We start from the raw sequence: 14533 nt of genomic DNA, 5'->3' as shown, positions 1-14533 counted from the left end.
CTATCACGCTGATTGATGAACACATTTAATTAAAAAATTGACGCGGTTTGCTGCCGCGCCAAGGAAATCAATGATTTATTTTTTAAAATGATAGGGAACCGTTGCAATAACAACATCTTTGTGACGGATCAGACTCGCCTTGATCAGAACACCGGATTGGTTATGCAGCAGGCTCTGCCACCATTCTTTTGTGTAGAACTGCGGGAATACCACGGTTACTGTTGCTCCCTGCTTATCTGCTCTGTATTTTACGGTGGTGATAAATTTATCAAGCGGACTGACAATGCTTCGATAGGGCGAATGAAGCGCAATCAGTCTGACACCCGGATTCCATTCATTCCATTCCCGATTCATTTTATTGATCGCTTCCGGACTGTCGCCGACAAATACGGCAATGACATTACCGGATAGTGATTTAGCGTACGTCAATGATTGCTCAACGACTTTTGTGATTCCGGCGACCGGCACAACAATTATATTATCGGACGCATGAACGATTGGCACAGGTTCGGAAAAATCAACCCGCAGCTGTTCGGCAACAAGCATATAATGTTCATGGATTTTATGAAAAACAGCAACCACAATCGGCACAAAAATCAGTACCGGCCAGATTTGCGGAAATTTCGTCAAAAAGAAAATGGCAAGAATCAGGTAACAAATTAACGCTCCGAGCAAATTGATCATCAGCTTGCCCTGCCAGCCCTTTGGACGTTTCTTAAGCCAGTGGACAATCATACCCGTCTGTGAGAGTGAAAACGGAATGAAAACACCAACTGCATAGAGTGGAATCAGATTTTCCGTTCTTCCATTAAAAATAATAATGAGCACAATCGAAAGAGCACCTAAAGTTAAAATACCGTTGGAGAAACCCAATCGATCTCCCTTAACCTTAAACGGTCTCGGCATATATTTATCCCTCGCTAAATTAAATGCGAGCAGCGGAAATGCTGAGTAACCGGTATTCGCGGCGAGAATCAAGATTAATGCTGTGGACACTTGAATAATGTAATAAAAAATATTGCGTCCGAACAAGTTGCCCGCCAGCTGAGAAAGCACCGTCTGATCACTTTCCGGATGAACGCCGTACCAATAGGAAAGATAAACGATTCCGGCCAGAAGTACCGCAAGCACGCCGCCCATCATGAGAAGCGTCCGAGCAGCATTCTTGGGTGCGGGATCCTTAAAGCTCGGAATAGCATTAGAAATTGCCTCGACACCAGTCAGCGCAGAGCATCCTGACGAGAAGGCACGCAGCAAAAGAAACAGGCTGACTCCCATCACCGGCGTACCCAATGCCGCATGTTGATGCATGGGAACAGTATGTCCGGTCAATGCAGCAAAAAGTCCGCCGCCAATGACCAGCAGCATCATGAGTACAAAGAAATAAACCGGATAAGACAATAGTGTTGCCGAATCCGTTAATCCGCGCAAATTCAGAATCGTGATCAAAATGACGATAATGACAGCAACCAAAACGGCATGCTCATGGAGCGATGGAAATGCTGAAGTAATCGCATCCGTACCTGCTGAAACACTAACTGCTACCGTCAAAATATAGTCAACGAGCAGTGCTCCTCCTGCAGTAAGACCAAAGTTAGTGCCAAGGTTTTCTTTTGCAACCATATAGGCTCCGCCGCCTTGCGGATAGGCAAAAATAATCTGTCGATACGACAAAACGAGTGCAATTAAAAGAATGAGAACGCCAAGAGAAATCGGTAAGGAAAACCAGAGTGCACTGCTTCCTGCTGCCATCAAAACTATTAGGATCTGCTCAGGTCCATAAGCAACCGAAGAAAGTGCATCAGAGGACAGAACAGCCAAGGCTTTGAATTTATTTAATTTTTGATTGTGCGATTCATTTGACTTAAGCGGCCTGCCGATCAGCAGCCGTTTTAATTTCGTTAACATAAATGTGCCCCTTCTTCATGCAGTATTACTTAACTCTTTGAAGTGAATGAGAATAGATTTTTGGCAATCTTCCACAAGATCTATTGCGTTATACTCCTTCGATTTGTGCAGATTGATTGTATGCCTCATTTTTGAATGAAGCAACACAGAAAAATTTGGTAATGATACGTCTTAGACATCTACTGAACAGGTGCAGAAACTGGAAGTTCTTATCTATTATAAGTTGAATTATTTTTTAATAAAGGCAGCGCCATTAATATCTTATCTTTACTCTTTATTATTTTATGAAACAAAAATCAACAGTTTAAGAATAAAAGCGCATCATTCGTCATCATTTCCCAGGTAATAATCAGCAAGCGACATCATTTCCCTTTATTTCCATGTTTACCGCAGCTTTTTTCGTGTCAGTGACAGCATGACGACTGTACCAATAATGCATGCCGCTCCCATCCAATCAAACACTGTGAGTGGAACATGCATCCAAGCAACACTGACAATGGCTGCAGACAGCGGTTCGGCGCAGCCAAGCAGACTGGTTTCTATTGGTTTTAAATACTTCAGGCTGGCCAAATACAAGTAAAATGCAAGCAGTGTGCCAAAAAGAATGACAAAAGCAATGCCCATTATTAATTGAACGGAAAGATTTCCGTTGAAATGCCAAGGTGGATACAGTACGCTCATTGCGATTCCACCAATGACCATCCCCCAGCCGACAACAACTCCGGGACCGAATTGTTTCAGTAGTTTTCCAGGCTGTGTCGCATAGATGGCACCGCCCAGTGCCGACATCAGTCCCCAAAAAACGGCAAGCGGAGCAATCGACAACTGATCCGGATGCCCTTTTGTCGCTATTAAAAAAACACCAAGCAATGCCATTAAAATTGCCGCTAATTCTACTCCGGACGGTTTTTTGCGCCAACGGATCATTAAGTAGAGCATGATCAGGACCGGACTAAGATACTGCAGCAGCGTTGCCGTAGCCGCATTACCTGCGGCAATCGCTTCAAAATACGTATATTGAGCACCAATCATCCCGATTAATCCAAAAATAAGCATACCTGACACTGTTTTTCCATTTTTCCAAACAGACCAGGTCAGATGACGTTCTTTTCCAAATTGCGTCAAGATGAGCAGCAGTATGCCTGCCGTCAGCATACGAACAGAAGTCAGCCACCCGGCATTGATGTGCTGAGCTTCAAATAAATACTGGGCAACATTTCCAGAAACACCCCATAATGTCGCACCGCAGAGCACGAGCATCATACCGATCGACCGCTGCCAAGATCGTGTGGCAGCAAAGCGCCGCACAAGTTCTGCCACTTTTTTCTTCCTCTCTGTGTTCTTCGTCACATCTTATTATAATGAGACCGTCAACCGGTTCTCAGTTGAATAGAAACGAGTTCCCATGTATGATATAAGAAGTTTAGTTTAGCACAGTTAAGCAGAGTAAAGAAGAGCAGAGTTGAGAACAGAATCGTACATTTTTTAGTGACTTGCAGACGGCCGCTTTTATTCGACGTCTCTTTCTGATTCAGAGTTGCTCTTCTGTATAAATCTATTTATACAGGAGGTTGATAAGATGAGTATCTTATCACAAATTGACAAATCACAAGCATCCACTCTTTACACCACTGACAAGGGTATGATCATTACCCGCAGCCAGGTACCGATCTCTGGTGAACCGGCTATTTTAAATCTTGCAGAACGCCTTGATGAACACAAAGGCGCACTGTTCTCCAGTACCTACCGTTTTCCGGGCCGTTATTCGCGCTGGGATATCGGGTTTGTGAACCCGCCGCTTGAACTGACATCAAAGAACCATTCCTTTCAAATTAAAGCACTCAATGAACGCGGGAAGGTACTGATTGCCTTTCTGACTGATCGCTTAACCCATCCTGATTTAGAAATAACGTCCCGTCATTCATCTGCTCTGATCGGCAACATCCGTGTGACCGATGAAGCATTGATTCAAGAAGAGAATCGAACAAAGCGTTCTTCACTGTTCACATTGCTTCGAGAAATTGAAACACTTTTTCACATTGATGATGATTTTCTCGGCCTTTATGGTGCTTTTGGTTTCGATCTTGTCCTCCAGTTTGAGCACTACACTCTGAATAAAGATCGAAATTCGGAACAAAATGATCTGCAGCTTTACCTTCCCGATGAGCTGATTGTTGTTGATCGGGAGAAAAACAACGCGTATCAATTAACCTATGAATTTGCTTACGGAAAGCTTTCTACCGAAAACAAACCGCATTTCGGTGCAGTTGCCCGGTTCGACAAAAAATCGAGTGCTTCATCCGGTGTCGCTGATCAAAAAGGGGATTATGCCGCACTTGTACGCAAAGCAAAAGCAGCATTTAAAAAAGGCGACCTGTTTGAAGTCGTGCCAAGCCGTGTTCTGACTCAGCACTGTTCAAGTCGGCCTTCACATGTTTTTCAGCGACTGCAGTGCATTAATCCAAGCCCCTATGGTTTCCTCATCCATTTAAATAATGAAGAGTTTCTGATTGGTTGCTCTCCGGAAATGTACGTACGTGTCGATGGCGCGACAGTGGAGACATGCCCGATCTCTGGGACGATCCGCAGAAAAGGCTCTGTCATCGAAGACGCCGAACAAATCAAGACCTTGCTTGGTTCTAAAAAAGAAGAATCGGAACTCACGATGTGTACCGATGTCGATCGGAATGATAAATCGAGGATTTGTATCCCCGGTTCTGTTGAAGTGGTCGGGAGACGGCAGATCGAAACGTATTCCCATCTCTTTCATACGGTAGATCATATTAAAGGACAGCTGAAGGAAGATTGTGATGCCATCGATGCTTTTATCAGCCATATGTGGGCGGTCACCATCACAGGAGCACCAAAGCTTGAGGCAATGCGCTGGATTGAACAGCATGAAAAAACCGCGCGCGGCTGGTATGGCGGCGCGGTCGGCTGGATCGGTTTCAATGGTGACATGAACACAGGCCTTACGCTGCGCTGCCTGCGGCTGCAGCACGGGGAAGCCCAGATACGAGTCGGTGCAACGCTGCTCTATGATTCCGATCCGGAAAGTGAAGAAAGAGAGACATTGACTAAAGCCGGTGCATTAATTGAGGCACTTCGTCCATCCTCGTCCAAAGAGGAGTCCGTTGTTAAGCAAGTCGCGGGAAAAGAGGACCAGCACCCTCTCCATGTTCTTTTTGTTGATCATGAAGATTCCTTTGTGCATACCCTTTCCGGCTATTTTCAATCGCTTGGCGCAATCGTGACCGTTCGCCGAAGTCCGGCAGCCCGGCAAATGATCCGAGCGGGGTCCGAGCCCATTGATCTTGTCGTCCTTTCTCCCGGGCCGGGTCGTCCGGAACGGTTCAACATGCAGGAAACGATTGACCTTTGTTTGGAGCATCAGCTCCCACTATTCGGCATCTGTCTCGGCCTTCAGGGTATTGTCAATTACTTTGGCGGATCACTCGGAATCCTGCCAATACCCACGCACGGCAAATCATCAGTGATTCATCACAAGGACAGTCCTTTATTTCACAATGTTCCTCGGAATTTTAAAGCAGGACGCTACCACTCGCTTTATGTCGACCAGCTGCCGCCAGAGCTCAATGCTACAGCAGAATCTGACGATCATGTCATTATGGCTGTGGAGCATCGAAGCCTGCCGATCACGGCTGTCCAGTTTCATCCCGAGTCAATTATGAGCCTCGGAGAAAATGCAGGTATGAATATTTTGGAGAATGTTCTTAGAAGCGTTCGTCTTTATTCAGCCGTTCAACCTTAAGGCGGCTATGTCGTTTCATCATGGAGAGCTATTGGGTTTATACGCCGCATAATCTCCATCATTACTTTAGCAGGTGAATCATAAAGTAACGAATGAATGGAATCTCGGTGCATGGTAAACTTTAGGTAAAGGCTAAGTTATCGACAGTCAGGTTTAGATGTATGCCTTCGATGATTAGATGTGAGGAGCTAATCCGTTTTTCTTTTTATGGATGAGGGAGGATATCTATGAAAACAGCAGTATATGCCCATCGCGGCAGTAAATGCAATTGTCCTGAGAATACGCTTGATTCGTTTGAAGAAGCGATGCGTGTCGGAAGCGATGGCATTGAGCTTGATGTTCATTTGACAAAGGATCAGCAGGTCGTGGTTATGCACGATGAAAAGATTGATCGAACGACTAATGGCAAGGGCCAGATTAAATCATACACTCTAGAAGAATTAAAGCAATTTGACGCAGGATCTTGGTTTTCGCCAAAATTCAAAGGAACACGTGTACCTACGCTTATTCAAGTGCTTGAACTTCTAGCCGATTATCCCGGCGTTCTGAATATAGAGTTTAAAACCGACCGCAACGTTTATCCCGGTATCGAAGCGCGGGTAGCGCAGCTCGTCGATCATTATCGGCCGCATCTTCCCGTTGTCTACTCATCCTTCAATCATGAATCGTTGATCCGATTGAAGAAAATTAATCCAACTGCAGACATCGCACTTCTTTTATGGGAGCGTTTGGTCGAACCGTGGCGCTACACCCAACAGGTCGGCGCGACCGCTCAGCATCTCTGGCAGCCGACTGCTTTTTCTGAGACAGCAGCACAGCTCCAAGAGCACGGACTCAAGGTGCGCGCGTGGACAGTCAATCAGCCGAAAAATATGCAGCTTGCTTTTGAAATGGGTCTTGACGCCATTATTACCGATCATCCCGAGGCTGCTCTCGACCTGCGGAAAAGTTTTCAGAAGGTCGCAAAATAATACGGAAATGAAGTGTCGGGCAAGGTGCAAGTTCTCACGGAACCATTGGCACTGCTCGGCACTTTCGCTATAATACAATGAGAACGTTACCATTCAATGGACAACTAATCAGAGCCTTAATCGAATAGAAAACGAGGGATGAGTATGAACGGAAAACAATCAGCAGGCAGAGGCGCTGTTGATGAAATTAAAGAGGGAATGACCATCGGCCTTGGTACTGGATCAACTGTTTATTACTTTCTTGAAGCACTGGCTGAAAAAGTAGCAAATGGATTTACGATGACCGGGGTCGCGACATCTCAAAAAACCATTGACCTTGCCAGCGAATGGAAAATTCCGATGCGTGCGTTGAATGACGTCGCAAAAATCGATGTAACGGTCGACGGAGCCGATGAAGTAGATTCAGAATTAAACGGGATCAAAGGCGGAGGCGGCGCTTTGCTCTATGAAAAGCTGGTCGCCAAAGCATCCACGCGCCGCATTTGGATCGTCGACAATACGAAAAAGGTTGAACAGCTCGGCGCCTTTCCTCTACCGGTTGAAGTCGTTCCCTTCGGATGGAAGCATGTCAATGCCTATCTGTCTGAAAAAGGGTACCGCCCCGAACTTCGATGCGCCGCGGACGGACAACCTTACGTGACCGATGCGCATCATTACATTCTTGACCTTCACTTGCAGTCCATTTCCAATCCCGAACAATTGGCGAATGAACTGGATCATCTCACCGGAGTCGTCGAACACGGCCTTTTCCTCGGTATGACAGACAAAGTCATCGTCGGCTACCCCGACGGACATACCGATACTCTGAACAAATAATCTCACCTAAACCCCCTATCTGAAGCGCAGATAGGGGGTTTATTCTAATATTGCACAGTAAGGACAGACCGCGCAATACGGGGAGATTCGGTCTAACTCTCACTAGATTCGGTCCATTTTTCCATGGATTCTGCCTAACTTTTCGAGCGTTCGGTCTAATTTTTTATTGGTTCGGCCAAACCTCCGCTTTTCAGTCTAACTTTTTATGAATTTGGCCTAACTTTCCATGGATTCGATCTAGATTTTCAAGCGTTCGGTCTAACTCCTTCTCTTCGGTTCAGCTTTTCTCATATTATAAGTGTTTTTTCAATTGATACGATGTTGCGCAGTACTCTTCTAATGCTTAGTAAGTTAGCTAAGTCACAAAAAATAGTGTTCTTTTTTAATTATTTGGTTGACAGGATGTATAGTTGTAATTATAATGGTTACAAGAGGTGAGGGAAATGATTAATACTCGAGTTGCAGTTGCTGTTCATATTCTTGCTTTAATCGCCTCCAAGCCTCATGATGATTTAACGTCGGACTATATCGCATCAAGTGTGAACACCAATCCGGTCGTCATCCGAAGGCTGCTCGGTATGCTGAAAAAAGCTGAACTGATTCAGACTACTGCCGGCAAGGCTGGCGCCTCATTAACACGTGATCCTGCCGACATTTCGCTGCTCGACGTATTCCATGCGGTTGAGCCTAAAGACAATCTCTTTGCAGTCCACGGCAATCCGAATCCCCATTGTCCGGTTGGCAAAGGTATTCGGCGCGCACTGGACGAAGCGTTTGGCGCTGCTCAGGATGCATTAGAGCGCAAACTATCCAGTGAGACAATCGACGGCATCCTACATCAGCTTTTTGATAAAGCTTGATTTTTTGACATCTAGATGTAACTATTTTTGTTACATCAATAGTTTAGAAAAGGAATAAGAAAAAGCGGTAATAAATCGGCAATGGCTCTGCCACGCTGATTTCAAAAATACATGAAAAATTTATTGGGAGTGGATGAAAATGGCAAAATGGACAATCGATTCAGCACACACAGAAACAGGTTTCTCTGTAAAACACATGGGACTTTCTAATGTGAAGGGCAGTTTCAAAACAACTTCAGGTACTGTAACAACTGATGAAAGCGGAAAGATTACGGCAGTTGCCGTTTCAATTGATGTCGCAAGCATTGAAACACGTATTAAAGATCGTGACGCTCACTTGAAGAGCGCTGACTTCTTCGATGCTGAAAAATATCCTGAAATTAAATTCGAATCAACTAAAATAACATCAGCAGATGGTGGAGATTATACCATCGAAGGCAACCTCACCATTAAAGAAACGAAGAAACCGGTAACCTTTGAAGCAGAAATTGGTGCGCCGATCGATGATCCATACGGCCTGAAGCGCAATGCTGCAAGTCTCAATTTCGCCATTGACCGCCGCGATTACGGTCTGGTTTGGAGCCAATCGCTTGCAAACGGCAATCTCGTTGTCGGCAACAAAATTAAGATTAGTGTCGATGCTGAATTCACCTTAAACGCTTAATAATTTCGTGAAAAAGAACGGATGGCTCATCTAAGCCATCCGTTCTTTTTTTGTACCTTATTTGTCTTTTTTTATTGCTTCTTCGCAGCGATCCATCCACTTTTGCAAAAATTGATCATGTGGAAGTATGCGCTCTTTCAAATCATCAATAAACATTACGCGCTCATGTCGGCACCAGTTCAGACAAGTCTGGTAGAGATCCATATCAAGATCATCTGTATCCCAATAGACAGGGATCACCGATATTTTTTCCTCACTATAGAGAAACGCACGCGTATGGCCGTCGGTCAGAAACGCTTCTCCCCCGTTTTTCTTAATCGGAAGCGGCGCATTGAAGCGTACATTGAGCGGATCAAATACGCCTTTGAGACGATCAATTTTATCCTGATCTAAGTATAGCTGGCTCGGACGGATTTGGTATAAGTCCATTAAAAATGATTTCATTTCATCAATCTTCTTTCATTTAACAATTTTCAGCGCTTTCTTCCTGATAAAAAGAACATAGACGACAAGTGCGCCAACATCACAGAATAGGATCATCAGCGCCATTGGGAAATAGGTATGGCTGCCTCCTAATCCGACGAGCGGCGAAAAAAGTGCTCCAATTGTATTCATGCCGAGTCCCAGAATCGCTGAGGCGCTTCCGGCCGCCTTCGCCTGGCTTTGCATCGCCAGTGAAAAGGCTGTTGAATTGACGAGACCAACCATTGAAACAACAAGAAAAAGCGGGATCATGATTGCGACAAGGCGCGGCGGTTCGAGCATCAAGCTGGCAAAAAGCGCAATACTGCCAATCGCTGCTATAACTATTCCGGTTCGCATGATTTTCCGTGCGTCTACACGTCCGGCAAGAAGTCCGGCAAGCTGCGACATCAAGACAATACCTAAACCGTTCGTGGCAAAAAATAGACTGAATCCCTGGGGCGATACGTCAAACATATCTTGCAGCACGAAAGAGGATGCCGAAATGTAACAGAACATGGCACCCATCACGAGACCAAGGACAAGCGCGTAACCGACGAACCGGCTGTCTCGGAAAATATGTCCCATTGCCGACATGGTTGTACCAAGCCCGCCTGAAATACGTTTTTCAACAGGGAGCGTTTCGGGAATATAGAATAATGCACTTAAAAACAATAAAAAACCAATCACGCAAAGGACAACGAAAACACCGTGCCAGGACGTAAACCGAAGCACAAAGCCGCCTAATATCGGTGCCAAGATAGGAAAAATACCGTTGACTGCCATCAGCATCGAGAAAAATTTTGTCAACTTTGATCCCGAATACAAATCACGAGCAATCGCTCGTGAAATCACCATACCCGCTGCCCCAGCAATCCCCTGGATCAGTCGCAGAATGACAAGCAAGCCAATCGATGTTGTGATCGCGCAAAGAAAAGAGGTCAGGGTAAATAAAATCAAACCGGAAAGCAGAGGAATCTTTCGTCCGAATTTATCACTGAGCGGCCCAAGAATAAGCTGTCCCGCCGCGAGTCCGATCAGGCATGCAGTGATGCTTAATTGTGCCAGAGATGTTGTCGTTTGCAAATCCCGAGTCAGAGACGGCAATGACGGAAGATACATATCCATTGAAAGCGGACCGAACGCGCCGAGCGCTCCCAGTACGAGTACAAAACGAACATAGCCGCCTTTGCTTTGACGCGTCATTAAATCTGTTTGTGCAGCTTTCACTTTTAAATCAGCCTTTCTCATCTCAAAAAATTCTCTTTTAAAGTGTCTGACGTTATCATAGCAGAAAAAAGATCCGTTTACCTGAAGCTTTGCTCATAAGGACGTTCAGTGCTGTAATCATTAAGTTAAAATTACTGATTAGAAAATCTTAATTAAGGCCCGTCTGTTCAGGGACTCCAAGCATGATATTCATGCATTGAATCGCCGCACCGGATGCCCCCTTGCCCAGATTATCTAATCGGGTCATCAGCACGATCCGGTCTTCATTTCCCAAAACGAATAGATCTGCTCTATTAGTATCGTTGCACCCGGTAATATCAAAGCTGCCATCTTCAAAAAGACCTTCCGTCTCATTAGACATAATGTTCACAAATGGTTCTTCGGAATAATAATTTACTAAAAAGCGGCGGATCTCCTCAGGCGATTTGTACTCGGACAGCTTATTTGTATATAGCGGAATACTGACCGCCAATCCTTTGTAATAGTCACAGATAACCGGAAGTAAAATCGGCTTCTCCTTGAGTCCCGCATATTTCGTCAATTCAGGTAAATGCTTATGATCTAATTGCAGAGCATAAGGTCTTGGAACAGCAAAGAATGGGGCACGTTTCTTATTTTCATAATCTGCAATGACCTTTTTGCCGCCCCCGCTGTACCCTGTAACTGAATAAATAGATACAGGATAATTAGCAGGCACGATTCCCTTACCGACTAAAGGAGCAAGGGCCAGCAACGCTGCGGTCGCATGACAGCCGGGAACACTGACACGTTTGGAATTTCTTATTTTAGCCCGCTGATGTGGGAACAGTTCAGGAATTCCATAAGTCCATTCTTCATCAATTCTGTGTGCTGTACTCGCATCAATGACCTTGGTCTTATCATTTTCAACCATTTTTACTGCTTCCTCGGCAGCTTGATCAGGAAGGCACAAGAAAACGATATCTGCTTCATTCATGCACTTCTTCCGCAACTCCATATCGCGTCTTTCCTCATACGCGATGTTCAGAAGCCGAATATGGTCATGCTTTGACAAATAGTCTCTGATTTTCAAACCTGTGGTCCCATATTGGCCGTCTACATAAACAGAATACATGGTGAGCACTCCTCTCTATTCTATTTAAAAAAAATTCGGATACGCATGACACGTATCCGGTGCTTCAAGTTAAAATAATAAGCTAATTTAGGGGGTAATAAACCTTATGCGTAAGAATACCTTTTATGGTATTCTCAAGGATTATATGAAACAGCCGATCAGAATGATCCATTCTGATGCAGTCTTGTTTCCGCAAGTTTCAATTGTTTCTCAATTTGGTGCGGCGCGGTGCCGCCTTCACTTTCCCGGGCACGCATCACATTTTCAGGGAGCAAAGCCGTAAAGATATCCTCTTCAAAAAGAGGACTGAATTGCTTGTACTCTTCCAGATTAAGATCAAGCAAATACTTTTTATTTTCAATGGCATAAAGGACCATTTTTCCGGTGACTGCATGTGCATCACGGAACGGCAATCCTTTTTTTGCCAAGTAATCTGCAATATCGGTAGCATTTGAATAGTCTTTTTCAACAGCGTGACGCATCCGGTCTTTCTTGACCGTCATCGTTTCAAGGATTGGGGCAAGTAATTTCAGCGCCCCTTCCAACGTTTTTACGGTGTCGAAAATGCCTTCTTTATCTTCCTGCATGTCTTTGTTGTAGGCAAGCGGAAGACCCTTGAGCACGGTCAGCAAGCCGACCAAATGTCCAAACACGCGTCCGGTTTTACCGCGCAGCAGTTCGGATACATCCGGATTTTTCTTCTGCGGCATGATGCTGGAACCTGTGCAAAATGCATCGTCCAATTCAATAAACTGGAATTCCTGGCTGCTCCAAAGCACCATTTCTTCAGACAAGCGTGAGAGATGAACCATGATCAGCGAGCAGTCTGCAAGTGCTTCGACGACAAAGTCACGGTCGCTGACGGCATCCATGCTGTTCGGGTAAACATCATCGAAATCAAGCAGTTCGGCAACGCGACGGCGATTGATCGGAAAGGTTGTTCCCGCCAACGCACCGGCGCCAAGCGGTAAAATGTTAATGCGCTTTACACTGTCCCGCAACCGCCCTTTATCCCGCTCAAACATCCAAAAATAGGCGAGCAAGTGGTGGGCAAAGGAGATCGGCTGCGCACGCTGAAGATGTGTATATCCGGGAAGGATCGTGTCCACATTGATCTTAGCTTGCTCAAGAAGGGCAAATTGCACATCTTCGAGCAAGTCGATCAGAACCTGAGTCTTCTTCCGCATGTACAGATGCATATCCGTTGCGACCTGGTCGTTCCGGCTGCGTCCGGTATGGAGCTTGCCTCCGACCGCGCCGATTTCATCAATGAGCATCTTCTCGATGTTCATGTGAATATCTTCCATGTCTGTCGAAAAATGTGCTTCACCGTTCTCTATCTTTTTCAGAATGGTTCGAAGCCCCTGTTGAATGGTCTTTGCCTCTTCTTCTGTGACAACGCCGCATTCACCGAGCATTTGGACATGTGCTAAACTGCCCTCGATATCTTCTTTCGCTAGTTCTTGATCGTAAGAAATAGACGCGGTGTATTCATCAACCAGTTTATTGGTTGACTTCGTAAACCGGCCGCCCCACAGCTTCGCCATGATCTGCCTCCTTATGCACTTCTGCATTCACTTTGGTCGGGAGTCCCCACAGCTTGATGAAACCTACGGCTGCGTTGTGATCAAAAGCGTCGCCCGTTGTATAGGTCGCTAACTTTTCATTGTACAAGCTGTTTTCCGATGCACGTCCGACGACAACATGATTCCCCTTGAATAATTTCACGCGAACTTTCCCGGTAACGACTTCCTGAGTCTGCTTAACAAAAGCCATCAGTGCTTCCCGGATCGGTGAGTACCAGAGACCGTCATAGATCACTTGAGAAATTTCTTTGTCGATCAACGGCTTGAACTTAGAAACTTCCTTGGTCAGTGTAATGGTTTCAAGCCCCTGATGGGCATTGATCAGAATGAGTGCAGCCGGATTTTCATAAACTTCCCGCGACTTGATGCCTACAAGACGGTTTTCAATATGATCAATTCGTCCGACTCCGTGAAGTCCGCCAAGCGCGTTCAGTTCTTTAATAATTTCAATAAATGGTTTTTTAACTCCGTTTAAAGCAACCGGAAGACCTTTTTCAAATTCGATTTCTACATATTCCGGTACATCCGGAGTTTTTTCGATCGGATTCGTCCAAGCGAACGCTTCTTCAGGTGCTTCGTTCCATGGGTTTTCCAAAACGCCGGCTTCGCACGCGCGTCCCCAAATATTCGCGTCAATCGAGAATGGGTTGTCGAGATCTACCGGAATCGGAATACCATGCTTAGCTGCGTATTTGATTTCCTCGTCACGCGTCATGCCCCATTCACGAACCGGAGCGACGACTTTAAGTGAAGGATCAAGCGCTTGAATGGCTACTTCAAAGCGGACTTGATCGTTTCCTTTTCCGGTGCAGCCATGGGCAACTGCCGTCGCGCCTTCTTTATGTGCTACGTCAACGAGCAACTTGCCGATAAGTGGACGTGAAAGTCCTGAAGAAAGCGGGTAAACGCCCTCGTACAATGCGTTTGCTTGGAGAGCCGGAGCAAGGTATCCTTCAGCAAGCAATTCTTTTGCGTCAACGACATACGATTTGATTGCGCCGACATCCAGTGCCTTTTGCTTCACTTTATCTAGGTCTTTGCCTTCTTCGCCGACATCAATGCTGAGTGCGATAACATCGTAATTGTACTTGTCTTGCAGATACTTAATGCAGACCGAAGTATCAAGACCGCCGGAATATGCTAAAACGATTTTTTCTTTTGCCATTAGTGA

The 14533-nt window shown here is 45.5% G+C and carries 12 protein-coding genes; 5 read left to right on the top strand and 7 right to left on the bottom strand.

The window, feature by feature from the left end; genetic code table 11:
* Positions 1–75: 75 nt before the first annotated feature.
* A complete protein-coding gene (locus NOM01_RS13440; RefSeq protein ID WP_255749019.1) occupies positions 76–1908 on the bottom strand; it encodes an APC family permease in 1833 nt (610 codons plus the stop codon).
* 384 nt (positions 1909–2292) lie between these two features.
* Positions 2293–3171, bottom strand: a complete 879-nt coding sequence (locus tag NOM01_RS13435) for an EamA family transporter (protein ID WP_255749059.1) — start codon at positions 3169–3171, stop codon at positions 2293–2295.
* Positions 3172–3487: 316 nt separating this feature from the next.
* Between NOM01_RS13435 and NOM01_RS13430 the strand changes: the two genes are divergently transcribed.
* From NOM01_RS13430 to NOM01_RS13410, 5 genes are all read left to right on the top strand, one after another.
* Entirely contained in the window at positions 3488–5680 is a 2193-nt protein-coding gene (locus NOM01_RS13430) for an anthranilate synthase component I (RefSeq protein ID WP_255749018.1), read from the top strand.
* A 227-nt stretch (positions 5681–5907) separates the two neighbouring features.
* A complete protein-coding gene (locus tag NOM01_RS13425) occupies positions 5908–6651 on the top strand; it encodes a glycerophosphodiester phosphodiesterase (protein WP_255749017.1) in 744 nt (247 codons plus the stop codon).
* 144 nt (positions 6652–6795) lie between these two features.
* On the top strand, positions 6796–7467 hold the full coding sequence (rpiA, locus tag NOM01_RS13420) for a ribose-5-phosphate isomerase RpiA (protein WP_255749016.1): 672 nt from the start codon (positions 6796–6798) through the stop codon (positions 7465–7467).
* Between the two features lie 443 nt (positions 7468–7910).
* Positions 7911–8327, top strand: coding sequence for an Rrf2 family transcriptional regulator (locus NOM01_RS13415; protein ID WP_255749015.1), 417 nt, complete (start codon positions 7911–7913; stop codon positions 8325–8327).
* A gap of 139 nt (positions 8328–8466) precedes the next feature.
* Positions 8467–8991 (top strand): YceI family protein, encoded by a 525-nt coding sequence (locus tag NOM01_RS13410; protein ID WP_255749014.1) that lies wholly within the window; start codon positions 8467–8469, stop codon positions 8989–8991.
* Positions 8992–9048: 57 nt separating this feature from the next.
* Here NOM01_RS13410 and NOM01_RS13405 read toward each other — a convergent pair whose 3' ends face one another.
* The 5 genes from NOM01_RS13405 to NOM01_RS13385 all read right to left on the bottom strand — a co-directional run bounded on the left by NOM01_RS13405 (position 9049) and on the right by NOM01_RS13385 (position 14527).
* Positions 9049–9435, bottom strand: coding sequence for a hypothetical protein (locus NOM01_RS13405; RefSeq protein ID WP_255749013.1), 387 nt, complete (start codon positions 9433–9435; stop codon positions 9049–9051).
* 15 nt (positions 9436–9450) lie between these two features.
* Positions 9451–10704 carry a multidrug effflux MFS transporter gene (locus NOM01_RS13400; RefSeq protein WP_255749011.1) on the bottom strand — a complete coding sequence of 418 codons (1254 nt, stop codon included), beginning with the start codon at positions 10702–10704 and terminating at the stop codon, positions 9451–9453.
* Positions 10705–10831: 127 nt separating this feature from the next.
* On the bottom strand, positions 10832–11776 hold the full coding sequence (argC, locus tag NOM01_RS13395; RefSeq protein ID WP_255749010.1) for an N-acetyl-gamma-glutamyl-phosphate reductase: 945 nt from the start codon (positions 11774–11776) through the stop codon (positions 10832–10834).
* Between the two features lie 158 nt (positions 11777–11934).
* Complete coding sequence (gene argH / locus NOM01_RS13390) at positions 11935–13323, bottom strand: argininosuccinate lyase (RefSeq protein WP_255749009.1); 1389 nt, start codon at positions 13321–13323, stop codon at positions 11935–11937.
* Entirely contained in the window at positions 13280–14527 is a 1248-nt protein-coding gene (locus tag NOM01_RS13385; protein ID WP_255749008.1) for an argininosuccinate synthase, read from the bottom strand. The genes argH and NOM01_RS13385 overlap by 44 nt, the downstream gene beginning before the upstream one ends.
* Between the last annotated feature and the right edge of the window lie 6 nt (positions 14528–14533).

The organism is Sporolactobacillus sp. STSJ-5 (assembly GCF_024385605.1).
Taxonomy (GTDB): Bacteria; Bacillota; Bacilli; order Bacillales; family Sporolactobacillaceae; genus Sporolactobacillus.
Note: the sequence above shows the minus strand (reverse complement) of the source record. Positions and strands in the feature narration are given on the sequence as shown.

What these genes read in the sequence shown, in the direction of transcription:
- NOM01_RS13440 (WP_255749019.1), bottom strand. Translation starts at nt 1,908, where the DNA reads ATGTTAACGAAATTAAAACGGCTGCTGATCGGCAGGCCGCTTAAGTCA.
- NOM01_RS13435 (WP_255749059.1), bottom strand. Translation starts at nt 3,171, where the DNA reads ATGATGCTCGTGCTCTGCGGTGCGACATTATGGGGTGTTTCTGGAAAT.
- NOM01_RS13430 (WP_255749018.1), top strand. Translation starts at nt 3,488, where the DNA reads ATGAGTATCTTATCACAAATTGACAAATCACAAGCATCCACTCTTTAC.
- NOM01_RS13425 (WP_255749017.1), top strand. Translation starts at nt 5,908, where the DNA reads ATGAAAACAGCAGTATATGCCCATCGCGGCAGTAAATGCAATTGTCCT.
- rpiA (WP_255749016.1), top strand. Translation starts at nt 6,796, where the DNA reads ATGAACGGAAAACAATCAGCAGGCAGAGGCGCTGTTGATGAAATTAAA.
- NOM01_RS13415 (WP_255749015.1), top strand. Translation starts at nt 7,911, where the DNA reads ATGATTAATACTCGAGTTGCAGTTGCTGTTCATATTCTTGCTTTAATC.
- NOM01_RS13410 (WP_255749014.1), top strand. Translation starts at nt 8,467, where the DNA reads ATGGCAAAATGGACAATCGATTCAGCACACACAGAAACAGGTTTCTCT.
- NOM01_RS13405 (WP_255749013.1), bottom strand. Translation starts at nt 9,435, where the DNA reads ATGAAATCATTTTTAATGGACTTATACCAAATCCGTCCGAGCCAGCTA.
- NOM01_RS13400 (WP_255749011.1), bottom strand. Translation starts at nt 10,704, where the DNA reads ATGAGAAAGGCTGATTTAAAAGTGAAAGCTGCACAAACAGATTTAATG.
- argC (WP_255749010.1), bottom strand. Translation starts at nt 11,776, where the DNA reads ATGTATTCTGTTTATGTAGACGGCCAATATGGGACCACAGGTTTGAAA.
- argH (WP_255749009.1), bottom strand. Translation starts at nt 13,323, where the DNA reads ATGGCGAAGCTGTGGGGCGGCCGGTTTACGAAGTCAACCAATAAACTG.
- NOM01_RS13385 (WP_255749008.1), bottom strand. Translation starts at nt 14,527, where the DNA reads ATGGCAAAAGAAAAAATCGTTTTAGCATATTCCGGCGGTCTTGATACT.